We start from the raw sequence: 23,436 nt of genomic DNA, 5'->3' as shown, positions 1-23,436 counted from the left end.
ATTGCTGCGATGAAGATCGGCGAACTGGCCAAACTCACCGATTGCCCGGTGGAAACCATCCGCTATTACGAGAAAGAAAGCCTGCTGCCGCCCCCGGCACGCACTGACGCCAACTACCGCGTGTACACCCAGGCGCACACCGAACGGCTGGTCTTTATCCGTAACTGCCGCAGCCTCGACATGACCCTGGAAGAAATCCGCAGCCTGCTCAGCCTGCGCGACAGCCCTCAGGACCAGTGCGAAAGCGTGAATGCGTTGATCGACGAACACATCCATCACGTAAAAGCGCGGATCGATGGGCTGTTGGCGTTGCAGGAGCAACTGCTGGACCTGCGCCAGCGCTGTGGGGGTGGGGAGCAGTGCGGGATTTTGCAACGGCTGGAGGTCAGCGGAAGTGTGCAGGCCAGCGAGGCTGAGCCTTCGCATGTGGGCAGAAGCCATGGCCATTAATTCAAGCGAACGCAGTTCAAATGTGGGAGGGGGCTTGCTCCCACACTTGAGCCGTGACCGGCTTTAGATCGCGACGTCGGCCTTGATGCTTGGGTCGGCGTCGTAGCCCACGATCTCAAAATCTTCGAATTTGTAATCGTAGATAGACGCAGGCTTACGCTTGATCACCAGTTCCGGCAGCTTCTTCGGCGTGCGCGCCAGCTGGGTGCGGATCTGTTCCATATGGTTGCTGTAGGCGTGGGTGTCGCCGGTGGTGACGATGATCTCGTGGGGGATCAGGTCGCACTGTTGGGCCAGCATATGGGTGAGCAGGGCCAGGGCCGCCGTGTTGTACGGCAGGCCGAGGAACACATCGGAACTGCGAATGTACAACTGCATCGACAGATGCCCCTCATGCACGAATGCCTGGTACAGCAAATGGCACGGCGGCAGGGCTTGCTTGCCGTTTTGCGCGTTTTCCTGGGGGCTCTTGGTTTCGTCCGGCAGATATTCGACGTTCCAGCCGTGGAACAGGATGCGGCGGCTGTTAGGGTTGGTCTTGAGCGTATGAACCATATAGTCGATCTGATTGATCGTGCCGCCGTCCTTGGTCGGCCAGGCGGTCCACTGTTCGCCGTATACCGGGCCCAGGTCGCCGTCTTCGGTGGCCCATTCGTCCCAGATGCGCACGCCGTTTTCGTTTAGCCACTTGATATTGGTATTGCCGCTCAACATCCAGATCAGCTCGTTGGCGATGCTTTTGAAGTGAAGCTTCTTGGTGGTCAGCAGCGGGAAACCGTCGGCCAGGTTATGCCGATACTGACGGGCGAACACAGCCTTGGTGCCGGTGCCGGTGCGATCGCCCTTGGTCAGGCCATTGGTCACGACGTCGTTCAGCAGCTCGAGATATTGCTTCATATCATTACCTGTATCGTTGAAGCCGAGACCTCGCAGGCCCCGGCGTTCGAATTCAAAGCGCGGTGTTCTTCAACGGTTGCGGGCGATTGTACGCCCACCACAGCAGGCCCAGGCCCACGAGAATCATCGGCATGCTGAGCACCTGCCCCATGGTCAACCAGCCCCACGCCAGGTAGCCCAGCTGTGCGTCCGGCACACGCACGAACTCGACGATAAAGCGGAAGATCCCGTAGAACAACGCGAACATACCGGACACCGCCATGGTCGGGCGTGGCTTGCGCGAGAACAGATAAAGGATCAGGAACAGCGCCACACCTTCCAGGGCGAACTGGTACAACTGCGACGGATGGCGCGGCAGTTGCGCCGGGTCGCTGAACGGCGGGAAGACCATGGCCCACGGCACGTCGGTCGGCTTGCCCCACAGCTCGGCATTGATGAAGTTACCGATACGCCCGGCGCCCAGGCCGATCGGCACCAATGGCGCGACGAAATCCATCAGTTCGAAGAACGATTTGCCGTTGCGCCGGCCAAACCACCAGGCGGCGATCATCACACCGATGAAGCCACCGTGGAACGCCATGCCGCCCTTCCACACTTCGAAAATCAGCATCGGGTTGGCGATATACGCCGGAAGATCGTAGAACAACACATACCCCAGACGCCCGCCGACAATCACCCCCATCGACAGCCAGAACACCATGTCGGAGAGTTTCTCCTTGGTCCAGGTCGGGTCGAAACGGTTCAGGCGCCGAGACGCCAACAGCCAGGCACCGCCGATGCCGATCAGGTACATCAACCCGTACCAGTGGATTTTCAGCGGACCGATGGCCAGGGCCACCGGGTCGATCTGCGGGTAAGGCAGCATTGCGACTCCTCGTTAACTCATTCGTGATAGCGACCGGACCATGCCCGGGCGCGATTAAGCGTGCGTTACAGCTATTGCCGTTAAATCAGAAAGTTTATACCGACGCAGAACAGCAGGCCGGCGAACAGCCGCTTCAACAGGCGTGGCGACAACCGGTGCGCCAGGCGTGCGCCAAAGCGCGCAAACACCATGCTGGTCAAGGCAATGCCCAGCAGCGCCGGCAAATACACGAACCCCAGACTATGAGCGGGCAACAGCGGGTCGTGCCAGCCCAGAATCATGAAACTTAATGCACTCGCCAGGGCGATCGGCAGGCCGCAGGCCGACGAGGTGGCCACCGCCTGTTGCATGGGCACGCTGCGCCAGGTCAGGAACGGTACGGTCAGCGAGCCGCCACCGATGCCGAAAATCGCCGAGGCCCAGCCGATCACCGTACCGGCCAGGGTCAGCCCGACCTTGCCCGGCACCGTGCGGCTGGCCTTGGGTTTGAAATCCAGGCCCAATTGCAGGGCCACGATCAGCGCGAACACGCCAATGATCTTCTGCAAGTGCGGGCCGGAAATCGCCTCGGCCGTCAGCGCGCCGAAGCCTGCGCCGATCAAAATGCCTACCGTCATCCACAGGAAGATCGGCCAACGCACCGCGCCACGTCGGTGGTGCTCACGCACGGCATTGACCGAAGTAAAAATGATCGTCGCCAGGGACGTGCCCACGGCCAGATGGGTCAGCACCTGCGGGTCGAAGCCCTGCGCGGTGAAGCTGAACACCAGCACCGGCACAATGATAATCCCACCGCCCACGCCGAACAGCCCCGCGAGCACGCCCGCGCAGGCGCCCAGCAGCAAATACAGCAGAAATTCCATGGGAGCCCCCGAATCAAGTCCGGCATGTTAACGGATGGAAGGCGTGCTACCCAACTGGATACGATGGAACGCCTGCGGTTGAGTGGGTAGAGTGGCAAAAAAACACAAAGGGAAATCGCCTGATGTGCCTGATTGTTTTCGCCTGGCGACCGGGCCACGCCCAACCGCTGATCGTCGCGGCCAACCGTGATGAGTTTTATGCACGCCCCAGCCTGCCCTTGGCCCAGTGGGAGGACGCGCCCCATGTCTATGCCGGCCGCGATCTGGAAGCGGGCGGCACCTGGTTGGGGGTCAATGCCGAAGGGCGATTTGCGGCCCTGACCAATATCCGTGATCCGCATCAGCCGCCGGCACGCAAGTCTCGCGGGGAATTGGTGGCGCGGTTTCTCAGTGGTTCGCTGTCGATTGAGGATTATTTGGCCGAGGTTAACGGCCGTTCGATTGAATATGCCGGGTTCAACCTGCTGGTGGGGACGCGGGATGAGTTGTGGCACTACAACGCCAATCACACCGAGCCCACGCAGTTGAAACCGGGCGTGTATGGGTTATCCAACGCAGGGCTGGACACGCCTTGGCCAAAACTGCTTAAGGCCAAAGCCGCGCTGAGCGAATTGCTGACCGATCCGCAGCCCGAAGCGCTATTGGAGGTTCTGAGCGATCCGCAGACAGCGCCGTTTGCCGAGCTGCCGGATACCGGCGTGGGCCTGGCCACCGAGAGTCTGCTGTCGAGCGTGTTTATCGCCAGCCCCAGTTATGGAACACGGGCCAGTACGGCGTTGATTGTGAATGCCGATGGGACACGGCGGATGGTGGAGCGCAGTTTCGGGCCGCAGGGTGGGCGGTTGGGCGAGGTCGAACTCAATTTATAACCACACCCTGAAAAGAATGTGGGAGGGGGCAAGCCCCCCACATTTTGATCAGCGTCGGTTACAAGGTTTTCGCAGACGCCGGGTTGATCATCCGTGTCAGCCCCAAATTCTTCAGCGCCAACTGCAGCGAGCTGTGGATAACTTGCGGGTTGTCAATGGTCATCAGCTCGGCCAGCAGGTCCTTGGCCATGCTCAGTTCAACCTGGCGCAGCATCCACTTCACTTTCGGCAAGTTGGTGGCGTTCATCGACAGGCTGTCAAAACCCATCGCCATCAACAGCACCGCCGCCGCCGGGTCGCCGGCCATTTCGCCGCAGATACTCACCGGCTTGCCTTCGGCATGGGCGTCGCGCACCACATGTTGCAGGGCTTGCAGCACCGCCGGGTGCAGGTAGTCGTAAAGGTCGGCCACCCGTGGGTTGTTGCGATCCACGGCCAGCAGGTATTGGGTCAGGTCGTTGGAGCCCACCGACAGGAAGTCCACCTGCCGCGCCAATTCCTTGGCCTGGTACACCGCCGCCGGGATTTCGATCATCACGCCAATCGGCGGCATCGGTACGTCGGCGCCTTCGTCGCGCACTTCGCCCCAGGCGCGGTGGATCAGGTGCAGGGCTTCTTCCAGCTCATGGGTGCCGGAGATCATCGGCAGCAGAATGCGCAGGTTGTTCAGGCCTTCGCTGGCCTTGAGCATGGCGCGGGTCTGTACCAGGAAGATCTCGGGATGGTCGAGGGTCACGCGGATGCCGCGCCAGCCGAGGAAGGGGTTGTCTTCCTTGATGGGGAAATACGACAGTGACTTGTCGCCGCCGATGTCCAGGCTGCGCATGGTCACCGGCAGCGGGTGGAAGGCTTGCAGTTGCTCGCGATAGATCGCCAGCTGCTCCTTCTCGCTCGGGAAGCGCTGGTTGATCATGAACGGCACTTCGGTGCGGTACAACCCCACCCCTTCGGCGCCCCGTTGTTGCGCGCGGGCCACGTCAGCCAACAGGCCGGTATTGACCAGCAGCGGCACACGGTGGCCATCGGTGGTCACGCACGGCAGCTCGCGCAATGAATCGAGGCCCAGCGCCAGTTGTTTCTCTTCTTCAACCACCTCGGCGTATTGCTTGCGCAGTACTTCGCTGGGGTTGGTGAACACTTCGCCACGATGGCCATCGACGATCATGTCGATGCCGTCGACCTTGGAGTACGGCAGGTCAACCAGGCCCATCACCGTCGGAATACCCATGGCCCGGGCCAGGATCGCGACGTGAGAGTTACCCGAACCGAGTACCGAGACCAGGCCCACCAGCTTGCCCTCGGGCACTTCGCCGAGCATGGTGGCGGTCAGTTCTTCACTGATCAGGATGGTGTTGTCGGGGTAGACCAGGTTGGTGGAGCGATCTTCCTGCAGGTACGCCAGCAACCGGCGGCCAAGGTCGCGCACGTCCGAGGCGCGCTCGCGCAGGTAGGCGTCGTCCATCAATTCGAAACGGTTGACGTGATCGGTCACCACCTGGCGCAGTGCGCCCTGGGCCCACTGGCCGGTCTTGATCACGGTCTTGACTTCATTACCCAGCGACGCGTCGTCGAGCATCATCTGGTACACGTCGAACAGCGCACGCTCTTCGGGGCGCAGTTGTGTCGCCAGCTTGGTCGACAGGTTGCGCATGTCGGCGCGCACGCCTTCCAGGGCGGTCTTGAACAGTTTGATCTCGGCGTCGATGTCGTCGACGGACTTGTCCGGCACCACATCGAGGTCGGCCGGCGGCAACATGACCACGGCCGTACCGACGGCGGCGCCCGGTGAACCCGGCACACCGACGAACTTGGCTTCCTGGATGCCCTTGCCCTGGCGGCCCAGGCCACGGATCGACCCGGTGGCTTCGGCGTGGGCAATTACGCCGGCGAGCTGCGCGCTCATGGTCACGAGGAAGGCTTCTTCACCTTCGTCGAACTGGCGGCGTTCTTTCTGCTGGATAACCAACACGCCGACAACGCGGCGGTGGTGAATGATCGGTGCGCCGAGGAACGAGGCGTAACGCTCTTCGCCGGTTTCGGCAAAGTAGCGATAACGCGGGTGATCGGCCGCGTTTTCAAGGTTCAGGGGTTCTTCACGCGTCCCCACCAGGCCAACCAGACCTTCATTGGGCGCCATGCTGACCTTGCCGATGGAGCGCTTGTTCAAGCCCTCCGTGGCCATCAGCACAAAACGGTTGGTCTCTGGGTCCAGCAGGTAAACCGAGCAGACCTGGCTGCCCATGGCTTCCTTGACGCGCAACACAATAATCCCCAACGCCGCCTTGAGATCCTTGGCGGAGTTAACTTCCTGGACGATCTTGCGCAGCGTATTGAGCATGGCTCGGGGTCGAACTCCGTCGTCAGTCGCGCGCTAAAAGGCGCGGGGCAAGCTCTTTGAGAGCGCGACGATAAACCTCGCGCTTGAATGTCACCACCTGGCCCAGCGGGTACCAATAGCTGACCCAACGCCAGCCATCGAACTCCGGTTTACCGGTCAAATCCATCCGCACCCGCTGCTCGTTAGAGATCAGGCGCAGGAGAAACCATTTTTGCTTCTGGCCGATGCACAGCGGTTGGCTGTGGGTACGTACCAGGCGTTGCGGCAAACGATAGCGCAACCAACCGCGGGTACAGGCCAAAATTTGCACATCTTCACGCTCAAGGCCGACTTCTTCATTCAACTCACGGTACAAGGCGTCTTCAGGGGTTTCATCGGGGTTGATTCCACCTTGAGGAAACTGCCAGGCATCTTGGTTGATTCGGCGAGCCCATAGCACCTGTCCGGCGTCATTCGTAAGAATAATGCCGACATTAGGACGGAAACCATCGGGGTCGATCACGGCAACAACCTCGCAAACGCATGTCGCCGCATTGTTCCACAAAGGTTGTTCCAGCGGCAACGAGGCTTCTTAGCTTATGTGCACTCTTGTGAAAAGACCGTATTCTGGACGCCTTTTTACAGACTTTTCAGCGAGTAACTGCAATGCGCCTGGCTTTATTCGACTTGGACAACACCCTTCTCGGCGGTGACAGCGACCACGCGTGGGGCGATTACCTGTGCGAACGCGGGATTCTCGACGCGGTAGCCTACAAGGCTCGCAACGACGAGTTTTATCAGGACTATCTTGCCGGCCGCCTGGATAACGCCGCCTACCTGAACTTCTGCCTGGAAATCCTTGGCCGCACCGAGATGACCCAGTTGGATGAGTGGCACAACGACTATATGCGCGACTGCATCGAACCGATCATGTTGCCCAAGGCCGTGGAACTGCTGGCCAAACACCGCGCCGCCGGCGACAAGCTGGTGATCATCACCGCCACCAACCGTTTCGTCACCGCGCCAATTGCCGCACGCCTGGGTGTCGAAACCCTGATCGCCACCGAGTGCGAGATGCAAGATGGCCGTTATACCGGGCGCAGTACCGATGTGCCGTGCTTTCGCGAGGGCAAGGTGACGCGCTTGAATCGTTGGCTCGAAGAGACTGGGCATAGCTTGGAAGACAGCTATTTTTATAGCGATTCGATGAATGATCTGCCGCTGCTGGAGCAGGTGACCCACCCGGTGGCGGTGGATCCGGACCCGAATTTGCGCGCCGAGGCCGAGAAGCGGGGTTGGCCGGTGATTACGCTGCGTAGCTGATGGCCCTATCTGGGCAAGCCCCCTCCCACACTTTGAGGTGTGAATACATTCAAATGTGGGAGGGGGCTTGCTCCCGATGCAGGCAACTCTGTCTCAAGCCTTAAACCGGCTTAGCCCCCATCAACCCCGCAATCGCCACAAACCCCAGCAGGCTGACCACCGCCAGCACCAGGGTGAAATTCAAGCTGCCGCCCTCCCCCTTACGCAGGCGATTAAGCCGCGCCACCAGCCAGAACCAGGCCAACGCCGCGACGGTGTAGAGGATGCTGGAGCCCAGGATCCAGGTTTGCCCCAGCGGCCAGCCGGTCAGGTGCACCAGCCACCAGCCGGTGAACGGCATGCTCACCACGCATATGCCCATCAACAACCACACGAACGCCCACGGGCGTTGCACGGTCACCGCCGCGCCGGCGCTGCGTTTGCGCCAGGCCAGCAGCGCCAGGCCGAGGCCGCTGAGCAGCAACACCACGGTGGCCGCGATGTGGATAACTTTCAGGGTGATCAGGGTTTCCATGTGTCGTCTTCCTTAAAGGCCGCGCCCTAATCAGCGTAGTCGCTCAACCGAGGAACAGTTTATAGGCCGGGTTATCACTTTCATCCCAGTACGGGTAGCCAATCGCCTCCAGGGCCGCCGGCACCAGGTGACGCTCGCTCGCCGGCACTTGCAGGCCGGCCACCACACGGCCATCGGCTGCGCCGTGGTTGCGATAGTGGAACATCGAGATGTTCCAGCGCCCGCCCAACTTGTTAAGGAAGTTGAACAGCGCCCCCGGACGCTCCGGGAACTCGAAGCGAAACACCACTTCGTTGCTGACGTGCGCCGCATGCCCGCCAACCATATGGCGAATGTGCAGCTTGGCCAGCTCGTTCTCCGTGAGGTCCAGCACGGGGAAGCCTTGCTCTGTGAGGCTGGCGATCAGCGCGCTGCGCGGGTCGGTTTCCGGGTGGGTCTGCACGCCGACAAAAATGTGCGCCTCGCTGCCGGAGTGATAGCGGTAGTTGAATTCGGTGATCTGGCGTTTGCCCACGGCCTCGCAGAACGCCTTGAAGCTGCCCGGTTGTTCGGGAATGGTCACGGCGATGATGGCTTCGCGGCCTTCGCCCAACTCGGCGCGCTCAGCCACGTGGCGCAGGCGGTCGAAGTTGACGTTCGCCCCGGAATCAATGGCGACGAAGGTCTGGCCGCTGACACCACGGCTCTCCACGTACTTCTTGATGCCCGCCACACCCAACGCGCCCGCAGGCTCGGTGATGGAGCGGGTGTCGTCGTAGATGTCCTTGATGGCCGCACAGATTTCATCGGTGCTCACGGTAATCACTTCATCGACATAGTCTTTGCAGATATCGAAGGTGTGCTGGCCGATCTGCGCCACCGCCACGCCATCGGCAAAAATACCCACCGTCGGCAAGACCACGCGTTCGCCCGCCGCCATGGCCGCTTGCAGGCAGTTGGAGTCGTCCGGCTCTACGCCGATGATCTTGATCTCGGGGCGCAGGTACTTCACATATGCCGCGATGCCGGCGATCAGCCCGCCGCCGCCCACCGGAACAAAAATCGCATCCAGCGGCCCCGGGTGCTGGCGCAGGATCTCCATCGCCACGGTGCCCTGCCCGGCAATGGTGTGTGGATCATCGTAAGGGTGGATGTAGACGTAGCCTTTTTCGTCGACCAGTTTGAGCGAGTAGGCCAGGGCTTCCGGGAAGGAATCACCGTGCAACACCACTTTGCCGCCACGCGAGCGCACGCCTTCGACCTTGATTTCGGGCGTGGTCTTGGGCATCACGATCGTGGCCTTGACCCCCAGCACCTTGGCCGCCAGGGCCAGGCCCTGCGCATGGTTGCCCGCCGACGCCGTGACCACGCCACGCGCACGTTCTTCGGCGCTCAACTGGGTCAGCTTGTTGTAGGCACCGCGAATCTTGAACGAGAACACCGGCTGCAAGTCTTCGCGCTTGAGCCAGACCTTGTTGCCCAGCCGCTCCGAGAGCTGGCGGGCGGTCTGCAACGGTGTTTCCACGGCAACGTCGTAAACGCGCGAGGTGAGAATCTTTTTGACGTACTGTTCGAGCATCGGAAAGCATCACTGGGCGGGTTGGGCAGGGCCGAGGAGTCTAACCCGGCTTTTGGCCGCACGACCACACGAATCCCGAGGTTTTGTTGGGTTATACTCGCGCCCCTCGATAACTCCCCGCCCGTTCCGGAGCCCGCATGACCCAGGATCAACTCAAACAGGCAGTGGCCCAGGCCGCTGTCGATTTAATCCTTCCCAAACTCGACGACAAGAGCATCGTCGGTGTCGGCACCGGCTCCACCGCCAACTGCTTTATCGATGCGCTGGCCCGCCACAAGGGCGCGTTCGATGGCGCGGTAGCGAGCTCCGAAGCCACCGCGGCGCGCCTCAAAGGCCACGGCATTGCGGTATACGAACTCAACACCGTGAGTGATCTGGAGTTCTACGTCGACGGCGCCGATGAAAGCGACGAACACCTGAACCTGATCAAGGGCGGCGGCGCGGCCCTGACCCGCGAGAAGATCGTCGCGGCCGTGGCCAAGACCTTTATCTGCATCGCCGACGCCAGCAAGCTGGTGCCGGTACTCGGCGCCTTCCCGCTGCCGGTGGAAGTGATCCCCATGGCCCGCAGCCACGTGGCCCGCGAGCTGGTGAAACTGGGCGGTGACCCGGTATACCGCGAAGGCGTGTTGACCGACAACGGCAACATCATCCTCGACGTGTTCAACATGCAGATCACCGATCCGGTGAAGCTCGAGACGCAGATCAATGCGATTGTCGGCGTGGTCACCAATGGCCTGTTCGCCGCGCGCCCGGCGGATGTGCTGCTGCTGGGCACCGCTGAAGGCGTCAAAACCCTCAAGGCCTGATGCAAGCCCCCTCACACACTTTTGCTCGGCGGTGTGTCAGGGGTTGGGTTTCTTGAAGACGTAGAACAGGTTCGGCTCACTGACCAGGTACAACGTGCCTTCGTCGTCCATGGCGATCCCTTCGGCCTGCGGCACGCGCTTGCTCAGGCCATGACGCCCGTTGAGTAGAGAAAGACTGCTCAGCGGACGACCGTCGATATCCAGCTCCAACACCAGGAACGACTCATCCGACAGCGCCAGCAAATGGCCGCTGCGCTCGTCGTATTGCAGGCTCGACAGGTCGCGCACAAACAGCCCGGCGTCACGCTTGGGGTTGTTGATCACGTGCACCGAGTAGGTTTTTTCCGGTTTGAAATGGGGAAACCCGTGAACCTCGTAGATCAGCATCGGGTCGCGCTCCTTGGCCACGAACAGGCGCTTGCCCGCCGAGTCATAGGCCAACCCTTCAAATCCCTTGTTACCGCCGACGTGCACGCCCAAGGTCATTTGTTCGGCATCGGCGGCATCGAGGAAGCGGGTATCGTCGTCGACATGCACCTTGATCAGGCGTTGCTGACGCTCGTCGGTGATGACGTAGATGTTGTCGCTGATAAATTCCACCGCCTCGGCGTCGCCAAAGCCCACCAGGGGAATACGCCGCAGGATCTTGCCTTGCAGGGACAGCTCGATCAGTTCGGCGTTTTTATTGGTGACGGTAAACAGGCTTTTGCGCACCGGGTCATAGGTGAGGGCCGAGACATCATCGTCGAGCCCCTCGATCACCTGGGCTTGCAAGTCCACGCGGTAATCCGCCAGGCCAATGGAACGCGCATCCGTCGGCTGGCGCCAGGCCTGCCAGTTGAACCAGGCACGCTCGAACAGGCGAAAATGCTGCGCCACGGCCCCGGCGCCGATCAGGGCGATCAGCGCAAGCACAATGAGAATGGGTTTGGGGCGGGCTAGTCGACGCATTGGGCGGGCTCAAAATCAAAAGTGGCGAATGAATATCACGCCTGTCTGAATTTAAACTTAAACGCGCCCGTCTGTCTGGCGAATGCCGCAACTGGAGACGTATTCGACGTAATCGGTGTGCTACTTCTGCTTTTCGAAACGATAGAACAGGTTCGGCTCACTGACCACGTACAGGGTGCCGTTCTCGTCCATGGTCACACCTTCGGCGCGCGGGATGGTGTTCTTGAGGCCGTTGAAACCGCCGAGCAGGGTCATGAAGCTGACTTGTTCGCCCTTCTCGTTCAGCTCCAGCAGCAGGTGCGAGTCGGCCGACAGCACCAGCAGGTGGCCGGTGCGCGGGTCGATGGCCAGGGCCGAGAGGTTGCGCATGTCCAGTTCTTCACTGGCCAGTTTTTGCTTGGCGCCAACCAGGGTCTGGCTGCCGTCGCTTTTCCAGGTGAACAACGCCGGCGGGCGTTCTTCGCCCAATACAAACTGCTGGTTGCGCGGGTCCCATGTAACGCCTTCGAACGCTTTGTTCTGATCCTTGGACGGCCCCAGGTCGTAACTCGGGAAATCGGCCTTGTTCAAGTGCTGGGTGGTGGCGTCGACCTTAACAATGGTCAGGCTGTGATCACGCTCGTCGACCACCGCCAGCAGGCCATTTTCCATGACTGTCACCCCTTCCGGGTTGCTCCAGCCATTAAGTGGCATTTTGCGCAGCACATCGCCTTGCAGGGTCAACTCAACGAGGAAGGGGTTTTTGCCCATGACGGAAAACAGGGTTTTGGTCTGCGGGTTGTAAGAGACGTCCGAGGCCTCATCCTTCTCCATGCCCGGCAGCACCTTGGCATCGATGACGGCGTGATAGTCCGGCAGCCACACACTTTCGCTGCGTTCGGTGGAGGTTTCAAATCGCTCCAATACCCACAGCACACCGCGATCATCCCAATGCATGGCCCAGGAAACGCCATAGACGATCACGCCCGCCAGAAACAGCCAGGAATACCAGCGCAGGGCGAAACGAGAACGCAGCTTGGGTGTGGCGGAGGGCAGGGACACGGCCATTGGGCGCTTTTCCGGAAAGTCAGCGTAGGTGATAGCACAGGATCAACGGGCCCGCGCGGTCGAGGCTGGGGATTATCCGGATGGCGTGTGAAAAAAATGCAAAGGTGTACACCCAGCCAAGGTGAGAGGGGGCACGCCTCCTCCCACATGTTAATCAGCGAACGACGCTTTCGAAGCGATTCACGCCGGCCAGTTCCAGCACCAGCTCATCGCCCACATTCAGCGGGCCCACGCCAGCCGGGGTGCCGGTGAGGATCACGTCGCCGGCCTGCAGCGAGAAGCAGCCGGCCATGTGCTGAATCATCGGCACGATGGGGTTGAGCATCTGCGAACTGTTGCCGTCCTGGCGCACTTCACCATTGATGGTCAGCCGGATGCCGATGTCGGTCACGTCGGCAAAGGTACTGCTCACCACAAAAGGTGCGATCACCGCCGCGCCATCGAAGGACTTGGCGATTTCCCACGGCAGGCCCTTGGCCTTCAACTCGGCCTGCTTGTCGCGCAGGGTCAAATCCAACGCCGGGGCGAAACCGGAAATGGCGTCCAGCACTTCTTCACGGCTTGGCTTGTTCGACAGCGGCTTGCCGATCAATACCGCGATTTCCGCTTCGTAATGCACCGAACCGCGCTCGGTCGGAATGGCGAAACCACCTTCCAGCGGCACCACGCAACTGCCCGGCTTGATGAACAGCAACGGCTCGGTCGGTACCGGGTTGTCCAGTTCCTTGGCATGTTCGGCGTAGTTACGCCCAATGCACACCACTTTACCCACCGGGAAGTGGACGTTGGTGCCGTCGACGTATTTGTGCTGGTAGCTCATGGAACGACTCCTTAAATAGCGAAGATCTTGCCTGGGTTCATGATCCCGTTAGGGTCGAACACCGCTTTCACGGCCTTCATGTATTCGATTTCAACCGGTGAGCGACTGTAGGTGAGGTAATCGCGCTTGGTCATGCCCACGCCGTGCTCGGCGGAGATCGAGCCGTTGTACTTCTCGACGGTCTCGAACACCCACTTGTTGACGGTGGCGCATTTGGCGAAGAACTCGTCCTTGCTCAGGTTTTCCGGCTTGAGGATGTTCAGGTGCAGGTTGCCGTCGCCGATGTGGCCGAACCATACGATTTCGAAGTCCGGGTAGTGTTCGCCGACGATGGCGTCAATTTCCCGCAAAAACGCCGGCACTTTGGACACAGTAACCGAGATATCGTTTTTGTAGGGCGTCCAGTGGGAGATGGTCTCGGAGATGTACTCGCGCAGCTTCCACAGGTTATGCAGCTGGGTTTCGCTCTGGCTCATCACGCCATCCAGCACCCAGCCCTGCTCGACGCAATGTTCGAACGTTTCCAGGGCGTGGTTGGCGACTTCTTCGGTGGTGGCTTCGAATTCAAGCAACGCGTAGAACGGGCACTCGGTTTCGAACGGCGCAGGCACATCGCCACGACCGAGGACTTTGGCCAGGGCCTTATCCGAGAAGAACTCAAAGGCCGTCAGGTCCAGCTTGCTCTGGAAGGCGTGCAGCACCGGCATGATCGAGTCGAAATCGGTGGTGCCCAGCACCATGGCGGTGAGGTTTTTCGGCGCACGATCCAGGCGCATGGTGGCTTCGACCACAAACCCCAGGGTGCCTTCAGCGCCGATAAACAGCTGGCGCATGTCGTAGCCGGTGGCGTTTTTGATCAGATCGCGGTTCAGTTCCAGTACATCGCCCTTGCCGGTGACGACCTTCATGCCCGCCACCCAGTTACGGGTCATACCGTAGCGAATCACCTTGATCCCGCCGGCATTGGTGCCGATGTTGCCGCCGATCTGGCTGGAACCGGACGAGGCAAAATCCACCGGGTAGTACAGGCCGTTTTCTTCGGCGACGTTCTGCAATTGCTTGGTGACCACGCCCGGCTGGCACACGGCGGTGCGATCGGTGAGGTTCACGTCGAGGATCTGGTTCATATAGTCGAAGGACACCACCACTTCGCCATTGGCCGCCACAGCGGCTGCTGACAAGCCGGTGCGACCGCCCGATGGCACCAGCGCCACCTTACGTTCATTGGCCCAACGCACAATGGCCTGGACCTGCTCAACGGTCTTGGGGAAGACGATGGCGGTGGGCGCGGGTGCGAAGTGCTTGGTCCAATCCTTGCCGTAAGCCTCCAGGGAGTCTGCGTCGGTCAGCACTTTGCCGGGCTCAACCAGGGTCTTCAGCTCATCAATCAGGGCAGGATGGGTCATCGACAGAACTCTCGAACAATTCATGGTCATCCTGAGAACGCTTCACGTCGCAGGAATGAGTGTTAGCGGGGCGCGTATGCTAGCATACCGCCCCCGCAGGACAGAGCCCAAGGGCGTTTCTGCGGTGACGGCTTTCCTGCCGTCCGGGTCAGCTTAAGCGATCCGATTCCCTGCCAATTTTCTCCGGGATACAGGTTTACGCAGATGAGCAAGACTTCTCTCGATAAGAGCAAGATCAAGTTCCTTCTTCTGGAAGGCGTCCACCCATCGGCTGTCGACGTTCTGAAAGCCGCCGGGTACACCAGCATTGAGTACATCACCAGTTCTCTGCCGGAAGCCCAGCTCAAGGAAAAGATCGCCGACGCGCACTTCATCGGCATTCGCTCCCGCACTCAGCTGACCGAAGAGATCTTCGATCACGCCAAGAAACTCGTGGCAGTGGGCTGTTTCTGCATCGGCACCAACCAGGTCGACCTCAACGCAGCACGCGAGCGCGGCATCGCGGTGTTCAACGCACCGTATTCCAATACCCGTTCCGTTGCGGAGCTGGTGCTGGCCGAGGCCATCCTGTTGCTGCGCGGTATTCCCGAGAAGAACGCTTCCTGCCACCGTGGCGGCTGGATCAAAAGCGCGGCCAACTCCTTCGAAATCCGCGGCAAGAAGCTGGGTATCGTCGGTTACGGCTCGATCGGCACTCAGTTGTCGGTACTGGCTGAAGGCCTTGGCATGCAGGTGTTCTTCTACGACACCCTGACCAAGCTGCCATTGGGCAACGCCACGCAAGTGTCGAGCCTGACCGAGCTGCTGGGCATGTCCGACATCGTGACCCTGCACGTTCCGGAAACCGCTGAGACCCAGTGGATGATTGGTGAGAAGGAAATCCGCGCGATCAAGAAAGGCGGCATTCTGATCAACGCTGCACGCGGCACCGTGGTCGAGCTGGACGCCCTGGCCGATGCGATCAAGGACAAGCACCTGATCGGCGCCGCCATCGATGTGTTCCCGGTGGAGCCGCGCTCCAACGACGACATCTTCGAAAGCCCGCTGCGTGGCCTGGACAACGTGATCCTGACCCCGCACATCGGCGGCTCCACCGCTGAAGCCCAGGCCAACATTGGTCTGGAAGTCTCGGAAAAGCTGGTCAAGTACAGCGACAACGGTACCTCGGTATCGTCCGTGAATTTCCCGGAAGTGGCATTGCCGGCTCACCCTGGCAAGCACCGCCTGTTGCACATCCACCAGAACATTCCTGGCGTGATGATGGAGATCAACAAGGTCTTCGCGGAAAACGGCATCAACATCTCCGGTCAGTTCCTGCAGACCAACGAGAAGGTCGGCTACGTGGTAATCGACGTAGACGCCGAATACTCGGACCTGGCGCAAGAGAAGCTGCAGCACATCAACGGCACTATCCGTAGCCGCGTGTTGTTCTAACGCTTTAAAAGCGCGGCACAAAAAATGGGAGACCCGCAGGGGCCTCCCATTTTTTTGTCCGAATAACGCTTACTTGACGGTCACCGTGATGACTTTGGAGGCGACCGTGGGCTCGAATTGGCGATGCACGTTGTCCCCGGCCACCAATTGCAGCGTGTGCTTACCGGGGGTCAAGGTCAGTTCGGTTTCGGTTTGGGCCTTGCCGAAGTGAATGGAGGTCGCATCGGCTGGAATAGCCTCGTCCGCCTTGAGCGATTGCACGTCCCGGTCAACTAGCAGGTGATGGTGACCAGCCCCTGGCACTTGTTTGTCGATCGGCTCCAGGTCCAGGCCTTTTACCCCGAATTTGACGGTGAACGTCTTGTCGACAGTGGCACCGTCTTTGGGCGATACGATAAACACCTCAGCCCCCTTCGGCGCAGGGGTATGCGGAACATCGGCGGCGTTGGCCAACAGCGAGGCCCCCAGCAGCAGGCTGCCAACGGTTGCACGGGTCAAAAAGGCTTTCATTCGCTTCTCCAGTTTTTCTGTGAAATCTGTAGGGTTATGACAACTTCGCGACAAATTGCTGTCCAAGGCACTCACCACCATAGCAAAGCGATGCGGAACGGCGCCTCGCACATTCGAATTCTTTAGGAGTGACCATGCGCGTTTCGCCTGGCCTGTTACTGTTGCTTCCCCTGCTGAGCCCCCTGGCTCATGCCGAACTGATCGACGACGTCAATGATCGGGGTGAGCTGCGCATCGTCCTTGAAGCCAACACCCCGCCCTACAACTTCAAGGAAGGCGACAAGCTCACCGGCTTTGAAGTGGAGCTGGGTGAACAGTTGGCCAAGGAAATGGACGTACGCTCCTCGTTTATCACCACCGATGAGGCCGACCTGCTTGCCGGTGTAGAAAGCGGCAAATACGACGTGGCCATCAACCATATCGCTAAGACTGCCGAGCTAGAGAATCAGTTCGATTTCAGCGAGGCTTATCACGAGAAACCCGAGCTGGCGATCCCGTTCCAGAAGGGCAACCCGGCGTTCAAGAGCAGCTTGGACGGCGCGTTGAAGCGGGTAAAGGATGATGGCCGGCTGAAGGCGCTGGCGCAGAAGTGGCTTGAAGGAACAACACCGGTGGATAAGTCTGAGTAGATCCTAAAGTAGTGGGGGGCTTGCCCTCCCACTTACTCAAGACTTGAGAGATGCACCGCCGCCGCCGGCAACTCCAGCTCACTGAACACCTGTACACCGTGGCGCTTGAGCAGCGCCGCCGTGACGCCTTCGCCAGTGACCTTCACGCCGCTGAAGGTGCCGTCATAGGTCAGCAGGTTGCCGCAGGACGGGCTGTTGGCCTTGAGGATGGCGATACGGATGCCGTGCCGTTGCACCAATGCCAACGCCTGCCGGGCCCCGTCGAGGAAGGCGGCGCTGAAATCTTCGCCCTCGGCGGTCAGCACCTGGGCCCGACCGTCCCACACATCGATGCCCTGCCCACCGGGGATCTCGGCAGGAGGCCTGGGCGTCGGCAAACCGCCTGCCACTTCCGGGCAGATCGCAATCACGCGCCCTTCGGCTTGCCACACGGCCAGTTGATCGAACGGCCCACTGGCGCCGCCGTCGTAGCGCACTTTGTGTCCGAGCAAGCAGCGGCTGACCAGGATCTTTTGCATGTCAAAGGGCTCATTGCCGCGCCGGCGAAACCAGCCGGTGAGGGACAGGCGTTCGCGCGTGGCAGGCATGACTTCGTGGGGCACTTCGCCCGACAGGAACACCACCAGGCATCCGCCGCTGGGCACCACGTCGTATTCGACGCCGTCCTTGAGGTACATGCGCAACTGGCCGCCGTGTTCCGGCAACCAGGCATCGTTCAAGTAGATCACCGCCGAGACCATGCGCCGGTCATCGTCGCGAAAACGATCCAGGTGCTTGAGGTAAAACGCCCCCGGCGGGTACATCGCGAAATGGCTTTCGAAATCTTCCAGGCCGAGGAACAGACCCCGGTTCATCGCCAGGCGCAGGCTGTCCATCACCGCCATGTAGCGGTCGCAGACGGCGGCGTCGCCCGCCTCCAGCCACTGGATGTGGTCGCCGCGAATACCTTCGCGAATCTCCTGGGCCGGCCCACGCCCCACCGCTGCCGGCGCCAACTCACCTTCGACCGCACGTTTACGGCACTCAGCCGCCAGTTCCAGGGTCAGAGCCTGGGGCAGGAAGCCGTTCTGCTGCGACCAACCTTTTTCGGCCAGGTCGTCGACGATGCGTTGCAGCAGGGGATGATCAAGGGGCATTTGCATGGCGCGCATAGTATCCATACGTCTTCAAATCCGACAGCGCCGTCGAGCGTCTGAATACACTTTAGTCAGGTGACTGATAGGACTTCTCGACAAATCCTACGCCCGACACGGACAATAGTGGCCGACTGACAGGAGTCCATATGCGTCGTTTGTTTTTTTCCTTGCTGATGTTCTGCGTTTTGCCCGCCTGGGCAGACGGCCATGACCAGTTGTACAAGGTCGCCGGCTGGGCCGAACAACGTGCGCATTTCAATGACGCCCTCAGTGCGGCCCAGCAGCGCTACCGCAATAGCCTGCCGCCGGCGGTGTATCAGGCGTTGGTGGACAACAGCAACAAGCGCTTTGCCGCCCAGGCCATGGACCAACGCGCCGAGGCGCAGTTGCGCAAAAACCTGGCGGACCCAAAGCCTGCGCTGGCGTTCTTCCAATCGCCATTGGGCCGCAAGATTGTCGCCGCCGAGTTGCTCGCCACCCGCCGCGACCAACTGGCAAAAAACGCTCAGGGCCTGCCGAAGATCGAAGCCGACGCGACCCGCAGCCTGATCATCGGCCACCTGGCCCAGGCATTGCCTGCCCGTGAAGCCGGGGCCGAAGTGAGCCTGGCGATTGCCGGCGTGGCCGCAGACAGCTTGAGCCAGATGATCCCCGGCCTACTGGGCGGCGGCCAGGCACAAGGCATGTTGAATGGGCAGCGCGAACGCTTGATGCAGCAGATTGGCAACGACCTGAACAACACGTTGCTGTACGTCTATCGAGACTTGTCTGACCCCGAGCTGGAAGAATTCGCGACGTTTGCGGAGTCGCCGGAAGGCAAGGCGTATTACCAGGCGGCGTTGGCCGCCATTCGCGCAGGTCTTGCGGTTGGCCAAAGCACCTCAAGCCTGACGCAGTAATAAAAATGTGGGAGGGGGCTTGCTCCCGATAGCGGTGGATCAGCAAAAAATGTTTGCCTGACACACTGCTACCGGGAGCAAGCCCCCTCCCACATTTGGACTGTGTTACTTCAATTGATCCGTGAGAAAGCTGAAATATTCATCGCGAATCTCGGGAATCTCGTTCGCCAAATGGTGCCGACCGCGCTTGAGCATCAACACCTGCGGCTGATCAAACTTACCCCGCAGCACCTGCAAATTGTGCTGCCAGTCCACCGTCATATCTTCCTCGCCCTGCACGATTATCGGCCGCCGTGGGCTGCGCGGCGCGGCTTCGATGCGCTTGATCCAGCGCAACAGCGCACCCACCCAGGCGGTGGGCAGTTGGCGCGGTTGCAGCGGGTCGGCTTCCAAAAACGGCTTGAATTCAGGATCGTTGGTGTTCTCGCTGAATCGCCGGGCGATACCGTTGACGAACGGCCGCAGCAGGTAATAACTCAGCTGGGACCAGCCCCAGGCACGCGGACGCACCAGCGGCGACAGCAGGAAGGTCTTACCCTGCGCCGGGCTGTCGGCGCCGTGGTGGAGCAAATGATCCACCACCACCGCGCCGCCAGTACTCTGCCCGAACAGGTGCCAGGGCTGCGGCAGGTGCAGCGCCTCGGCCTGGGCGAACAGCGCCTGCACCACGTTCTGGTACACCGCGAAGTCATCGATGCTGGCCCGTGCGCCGCTGGACAAACCATGGCCCGGCAGGTCGCAGGCAATCACCACAAAGCCTTGGTCCAGCGCCCAGTCCACTACGTGGCGGTATAGGCCCATATGGTCGTAGAAGCCGTGGAACATGAACATCGTCGCCACCGGAGCGGGTGGCCACCACACCTGCGCCACCACCGCGAACCCGTCAACCTCCAAACGCCCCAGGCGGCTCACGGCCGGCACTTTGCGCGCGGCCAGGTCCAAGCCGTAGAAACGCTGATACACCCGCGCCTCGGCGCTGAGCGGTTGCGCATCCACCAGGGGTCGCAAGCTGTCGCGCAGATGATCGGGGTCAAAGGTGACGGGCATAAAGGCTTCCAGACTGACGGCGAAGATGAATATCGAGCTGCGATATTCATCTGTCAGGGCAAGCATGGCAAGCTACGCGACCTTCGAGGATAGATCTGAATGCGACCGCCCTACCGTAACGCCCTGTTCGCCAGCCTGGTCCTGATCCTCTGCGCCGGCGTGCTATGGGCGGCATATAACTGGTTCCAGGGCCGCTACCTGCGTGCGTTCAGCGAGCACACGGCGGTGTTTTCCGGTGACCCCTTGAAACTGCCCGCCGACCTCGCCGGGCCAGGCCCGATTCGCCTGGTGCACTTCTGGGACCCGGCCTGCCCATGCAATGTCGGCAACCAGCAGCACCTGGGCGAACTGATCGAGCAGTACGCGCCCCAGGGCGTTGAGTTCTATGCCCTGCAAAAGCCCGGCAGCCACGGCCAACTGCCCGATAACCTGCGCACCATGAAAACCCTCACAACCCTGCCCGGCGCCGATCAAGTGCCCGCCAGCCCCGCCGTGGGCATCTGGGATCGCAGCGGCAAGCTTGCGTATTTCGGGCCCTACAGCGAAGGGCTGACGTGCAATTCGAGCAACAGCTTCATCGAGCCGATCCTCAAAGCCCTTGGAACGGGGCGCGACGTGAATGCCACGCACACCCTGGCGGTGGGCTGCTATTGTTCGTGGCCTGAAGCTCGTTAGTCACTCCACTCTCTGTAAGGAAAGTCCATGAAGCGCGTCTTGCGGGTTCTCGCGGTGCTGCTGGTGCTGATCACCCTCGGTGCCGGCTGGTACGTGTACAGCAAGCAACCCACCCGCCAGGGCACGGTTTCGCTGGCCAACCTGCGAGGCTCGGTCACGGTGCGCTACGACGACCGTGGCGTGCCGCACATCCGCGCCGAGAACGAGGCCGACCTGTATCGCGCGCTGGGCTACGTGCACGCCCAGGACCGGTTGTTCCAGATGGAGATCATGCGGCGCCTGGCCCGTGGCGAACTGGCCGAGGTGCTGGGGCCCAAGCTGCTGGAAACCGACAAGCTGTTTCGCAGCCTGCGCATTCGTGAACGCGCCTTGAGCTACGTGGAACACATGGACCATGAGTCCCCCGCATGGGAAGCCCTGCAAGCCTACCTGGACGGCATAAACCAGTATCAGGACAGCCACGCCAGCCCCATGGAGTTCGACGTGCTGGGCATTCCCAAACGCCGGTTCACCGCCGAAGACACCATCAGCGTCGCCGGCTACCTGGCCTACAGTTTTGCCGCCGCGTTTCGTACCGAGCCATTGCTGACTTACGTCCGCGACCAGTTGGGCAGCGAGTACCTGAACGTCTTCGACCTGGGCTGGCAACCCAAGGGCGCGCTGAACCTGGCTGCCGGTGACTGGCAAACCCTGGGCGCGATAGCCGCCCTGAGCGACCAGGCCCTGGCCGACAATGGCTTGCCGCAGTTCGAAGGCAGCAATGCCTGGGCCATCAGCGGCAGCCGCACCAAAAGCGGCAAACCCTTGCTGGCGGGCGACCCGCATATTCGCTTTTCAGTGCCGTCGGTATGGTACGAAGCGCAGCTGTCGGCGCCGGGCTTCGAGCTGTATGGCTATCACAACGCGCTGGTGCCGGTGGCGTTCCTGGGGCACAACCTGGACTTCGGCTGGAGCCTGACCATGTTCCAGAACGACGACCTTGACCTGATCGCCGAAAAGGTCAACCCGGCCAACCCCAATCAGGTCTGGTACCACGACCAGTGGGTAGACATGACCAGCAGCGCGCAACAGATCGCGGTGAAGGGCCAGGCCCCGGTCACCCTCACGCTGCGTCAGTCGCCCCATGGGCCGATCATCAATGACGTACTCGGCGAGAACGCCGGCAACACGCCAATCGCGATGTGGTGGGCATTCCTCGACACCCAGAACCCGATCCTCGAAGGTTTCTACCAGCTCAACCGCGCCGATACCCTGGCCAAGGCCCGGGCCGCAGCGGCCAAGGTCTCTGCGCCGGGGCTGAATATTGTGTGGGCCAATGCCAAGGGCGATATCGGCTGGTGGGCCGCGGCGCAACTGCCGATCCGCCCGGCCGGTGCCAACCCTGGGTTTATCCTCGACGGCAGCACCGCCCAGGCCGACAAGCTGGGCTTTTACCCCTTCAGCGCCAACCCCCAGGAAGAAAACCCGGCGCGCGGCTATGTGGTTTCGGCCAATGCCCAACCGGTATCGCCCAGCGGCATGGAGATCCCCGGCTACTACAACCTGGCCGACCGGGGCCAGCAGTTGAACGCGCAGTTGAGCGATAAAAGCGTGAAGTGGGATGTAAACAACAGCCAAGCCTTGCAACTGGGCACCACGACCGCCTTCGGCCCGCGCTTGCTGGCGCCGCTGTTGCCGGTGTTGCGCGAGGTGGTCAAGGACCCGTCGCAACTCAAGCTGGTGGAACAACTGGCCGCCTGGAAAGGCGATTACCCGCTGGACTCCATCAGCGCCACGCTGTTCAACCAGTTCCTGTTCAACCTGGCGGATGCGGCCTTCCACCCAAAACTGGGCGATAACCTGTTCAAGACCTTGCTCGGCACCCGGGCAATCGACGCCGCCTTACCGCGCCTGGCCGCCGACCCGAGTTCGCCCTGGTGGGACGGCAAACGCGCCGACGCCGTCAAGCTCGCCTGGGACAACAGCCTCGCGCACCTCAAGGCCACCTTCGGCGACGACCCCGCCCAATGGCAATGGGGCAAGGCGCACACCCTTACCCATGGCCACCCACTGGGTTCACAAAAGCCCTTGGACCTGATCGTCAATGTCGGCCCCTTCCCGGCCCCCGGCAGCCACGAGGTGCCAAACAACCAATCGGCCGCGATCGGCCCCGCACCGTGGCCGGTGACCTACGGCCCCTCGACCCGCCGCCTGATCGACTTCGCCGACGCGGCCCATGCGCTGACCATCAACCCAGTGGGACAAAGCGGTGTACCGTTTGATCGCCACTACAGCGACCAGGCCGAAACCTACATCGAAGGCGGTTACGAACAGGCGCATTTCACCGAAGAGGAAATCACGGCGAATACTCGGGGCACGCTGAAACTGCTGCCAGTTCGATAACGGATCAACACTGTGGGAGAGGGCAAGCCTGCTCC

The 23,436-nt window shown here is 61.1% G+C and carries 23 protein-coding genes and 1 pseudogene; 9 read left to right on the top strand and 15 right to left on the bottom strand.

Features of this window, described 5'->3' with window-relative positions; genetic code table 11:
• Nucleotides 1-9 precede the first annotated feature (9 nt).
• Nucleotides 10-450 (top strand): Cd(II)/Pb(II)-responsive transcriptional regulator, encoded by a 441-nt coding sequence (gene cadR, locus AB4N98_RS14220; protein WP_017530927.1) that lies wholly within the window; start codon nucleotides 10-12, stop codon nucleotides 448-450.
• A gap of 63 nt (nucleotides 451-513) precedes the next feature.
• Here the strand turns inward: cadR and AB4N98_RS14215 are convergent, their stop codons facing one another.
• From AB4N98_RS14215 to AB4N98_RS14205, 3 genes are all read right to left on the bottom strand, one after another.
• Entirely contained in the window at nucleotides 514-1,347 is an 834-nt protein-coding gene (locus AB4N98_RS14215) for a thymidylate synthase (RefSeq protein WP_017530926.1), read from the bottom strand.
• A gap of 52 nt (nucleotides 1,348-1,399) precedes the next feature.
• The gene (gene lgt, locus AB4N98_RS14210; protein WP_017530925.1) at nucleotides 1,400-2,212 is read right to left on the bottom strand and encodes a prolipoprotein diacylglyceryl transferase; all 813 of its coding nucleotides are present in this window, start codon (nucleotides 2,210-2,212) and stop codon (nucleotides 1,400-1,402) included.
• An 80-nt stretch (nucleotides 2,213-2,292) separates the two neighbouring features.
• Nucleotides 2,293-3,075 carry a sulfite exporter TauE/SafE family protein gene (locus AB4N98_RS14205; protein ID WP_017530924.1) on the bottom strand — a complete coding sequence of 261 codons (783 nt, stop codon included), beginning with the start codon at nucleotides 3,073-3,075 and terminating at the stop codon, nucleotides 2,293-2,295.
• 122 nt (nucleotides 3,076-3,197) lie between these two features.
• Between AB4N98_RS14205 and AB4N98_RS14200 the strand changes: the two genes are divergently transcribed.
• Nucleotides 3,198-3,944, top strand: coding sequence for an NRDE family protein (locus tag AB4N98_RS14200; protein ID WP_017530923.1), 747 nt, complete (start codon nucleotides 3,198-3,200; stop codon nucleotides 3,942-3,944).
• A gap of 58 nt (nucleotides 3,945-4,002) precedes the next feature.
• Here AB4N98_RS14200 and ptsP read toward each other — a convergent pair whose 3' ends face one another.
• A complete protein-coding gene (ptsP, locus tag AB4N98_RS14195; protein WP_017530922.1) occupies nucleotides 4,003-6,282 on the bottom strand; it encodes a phosphoenolpyruvate--protein phosphotransferase in 2,280 nt (759 codons plus the stop codon).
• Between the two features lie 22 nt (nucleotides 6,283-6,304).
• The gene (locus tag AB4N98_RS14190) at nucleotides 6,305-6,784 is read right to left on the bottom strand and encodes an RNA pyrophosphohydrolase (protein WP_003176750.1); all 480 of its coding nucleotides are present in this window, start codon (nucleotides 6,782-6,784) and stop codon (nucleotides 6,305-6,307) included.
• Nucleotides 6,785-6,927: 143 nt separating this feature from the next.
• Between AB4N98_RS14190 and AB4N98_RS14185 the strand changes: the two genes are divergently transcribed.
• On the top strand, nucleotides 6,928-7,584 hold the full coding sequence (locus tag AB4N98_RS14185; RefSeq protein ID WP_068938091.1) for a histidinol-phosphatase: 657 nt from the start codon (nucleotides 6,928-6,930) through the stop codon (nucleotides 7,582-7,584).
• Between the two features lie 100 nt (nucleotides 7,585-7,684).
• On the opposite strand, the gene AB4N98_RS14180 is transcribed toward AB4N98_RS14185, so the two are convergent.
• The gene (locus tag AB4N98_RS14180) at nucleotides 7,685-8,098 is read right to left on the bottom strand and encodes a DUF2269 family protein (protein WP_017530920.1); all 414 of its coding nucleotides are present in this window, start codon (nucleotides 8,096-8,098) and stop codon (nucleotides 7,685-7,687) included.
• Nucleotides 8,099-8,141: 43 nt separating this feature from the next.
• Nucleotides 8,142-9,656, bottom strand: a complete 1,515-nt coding sequence (ilvA, locus tag AB4N98_RS14175) for a threonine ammonia-lyase, biosynthetic (protein WP_017530919.1) — start codon at nucleotides 9,654-9,656, stop codon at nucleotides 8,142-8,144.
• 137 nt (nucleotides 9,657-9,793) lie between these two features.
• On the opposite strand from ilvA, the gene rpiA reads away from it, so the two are divergent.
• Nucleotides 9,794-10,465 carry a ribose-5-phosphate isomerase RpiA gene (gene rpiA, locus AB4N98_RS14170; RefSeq protein ID WP_017530918.1) on the top strand — a complete coding sequence of 224 codons (672 nt, stop codon included), beginning with the start codon at nucleotides 9,794-9,796 and terminating at the stop codon, nucleotides 10,463-10,465.
• Nucleotides 10,466-10,501: 36 nt separating this feature from the next.
• On the opposite strand, the gene AB4N98_RS14165 is transcribed toward rpiA, so the two are convergent.
• The 4 genes from AB4N98_RS14165 to AB4N98_RS14150 form a co-directional block, all read right to left on the bottom strand.
• Nucleotides 10,502-11,416 (bottom strand): SdiA-regulated domain-containing protein, encoded by a 915-nt coding sequence (locus AB4N98_RS14165; RefSeq protein ID WP_017530917.1) that lies wholly within the window; start codon nucleotides 11,414-11,416, stop codon nucleotides 10,502-10,504.
• A 120-nt stretch (nucleotides 11,417-11,536) separates the two neighbouring features.
• Nucleotides 11,537-12,463, bottom strand: a complete 927-nt coding sequence (locus tag AB4N98_RS14160; protein ID WP_017530916.1) for an SdiA-regulated domain-containing protein — start codon at nucleotides 12,461-12,463, stop codon at nucleotides 11,537-11,539.
• A 154-nt stretch (nucleotides 12,464-12,617) separates the two neighbouring features.
• Complete coding sequence (locus AB4N98_RS14155; RefSeq protein WP_017530915.1) at nucleotides 12,618-13,283, bottom strand: fumarylacetoacetate hydrolase family protein; 666 nt, start codon at nucleotides 13,281-13,283, stop codon at nucleotides 12,618-12,620.
• Between the two features lie 11 nt (nucleotides 13,284-13,294).
• Complete coding sequence (locus AB4N98_RS14150; RefSeq protein ID WP_116078138.1) at nucleotides 13,295-14,689, bottom strand: FAD-binding oxidoreductase; 1,395 nt, start codon at nucleotides 14,687-14,689, stop codon at nucleotides 13,295-13,297.
• Nucleotides 14,690-14,893: 204 nt separating this feature from the next.
• Between AB4N98_RS14150 and serA the strand changes: the two genes are divergently transcribed.
• Complete coding sequence (serA, locus tag AB4N98_RS14145) at nucleotides 14,894-16,123, top strand: phosphoglycerate dehydrogenase (RefSeq protein ID WP_003176761.1); 1,230 nt, start codon at nucleotides 14,894-14,896, stop codon at nucleotides 16,121-16,123.
• 69 nt (nucleotides 16,124-16,192) lie between these two features.
• Here the strand turns inward: serA and AB4N98_RS14140 are convergent, their stop codons facing one another.
• Complete coding sequence (locus AB4N98_RS14140; RefSeq protein WP_017530913.1) at nucleotides 16,193-16,633, bottom strand: DUF4399 domain-containing protein; 441 nt, start codon at nucleotides 16,631-16,633, stop codon at nucleotides 16,193-16,195.
• A gap of 134 nt (nucleotides 16,634-16,767) precedes the next feature.
• Between AB4N98_RS14140 and AB4N98_RS14135 the strand changes: the two genes are divergently transcribed.
• The gene (locus AB4N98_RS14135) at nucleotides 16,768-17,262 is read left to right on the top strand and encodes a transporter substrate-binding domain-containing protein (protein ID WP_017530912.1); all 495 of its coding nucleotides are present in this window, start codon (nucleotides 16,768-16,770) and stop codon (nucleotides 17,260-17,262) included.
• A gap of 32 nt (nucleotides 17,263-17,294) precedes the next feature.
• On the opposite strand, the gene AB4N98_RS14130 is transcribed toward AB4N98_RS14135, so the two are convergent.
• Nucleotides 17,295-17,780 carry a 2-thiouracil desulfurase family protein gene (locus tag AB4N98_RS14130; RefSeq protein WP_017530911.1) on the bottom strand — a complete coding sequence of 162 codons (486 nt, stop codon included), beginning with the start codon at nucleotides 17,778-17,780 and terminating at the stop codon, nucleotides 17,295-17,297.
• 3 nt (nucleotides 17,781-17,783) lie between these two features.
• Nucleotides 17,784-18,413 (bottom strand): annotated as a pseudogene (locus AB4N98_RS14125) (2OG-Fe(II) oxygenase); the annotation flags it as partial.
• A gap of 131 nt (nucleotides 18,414-18,544) precedes the next feature.
• On the opposite strand from AB4N98_RS14125, the gene AB4N98_RS14120 reads away from it, so the two are divergent.
• Complete coding sequence (locus AB4N98_RS14120; protein ID WP_017530909.1) at nucleotides 18,545-19,297, top strand: DUF2059 domain-containing protein; 753 nt, start codon at nucleotides 18,545-18,547, stop codon at nucleotides 19,295-19,297.
• Nucleotides 19,298-19,402: 105 nt separating this feature from the next.
• Here AB4N98_RS14120 and bipL read toward each other — a convergent pair whose 3' ends face one another.
• Complete coding sequence (gene bipL / locus AB4N98_RS14115; protein WP_026067503.1) at nucleotides 19,403-20,344, bottom strand: phospholipase BipL; 942 nt, start codon at nucleotides 20,342-20,344, stop codon at nucleotides 19,403-19,405.
• A gap of 99 nt (nucleotides 20,345-20,443) precedes the next feature.
• Here bipL and AB4N98_RS14110 point away from each other — a divergent pair, with 99 nt between their 5' ends.
• Complete coding sequence (locus tag AB4N98_RS14110) at nucleotides 20,444-21,019, top strand: DUF6436 domain-containing protein (RefSeq protein ID WP_017530907.1); 576 nt, start codon at nucleotides 20,444-20,446, stop codon at nucleotides 21,017-21,019.
• A 27-nt stretch (nucleotides 21,020-21,046) separates the two neighbouring features.
• Nucleotides 21,047-23,401, top strand: coding sequence for a penicillin acylase family protein (locus AB4N98_RS14105; protein WP_217855538.1), 2,355 nt, complete (start codon nucleotides 21,047-21,049; stop codon nucleotides 23,399-23,401).
• The last annotated feature ends 35 nt before the right edge of the window (nucleotides 23,402-23,436 follow it).

The sequence above is a fragment of the Pseudomonas sp. S3_E10 genome, from assembly GCF_054667615.1.
This window is presented reverse-complemented; position numbering and strand designations above follow the sequence as displayed.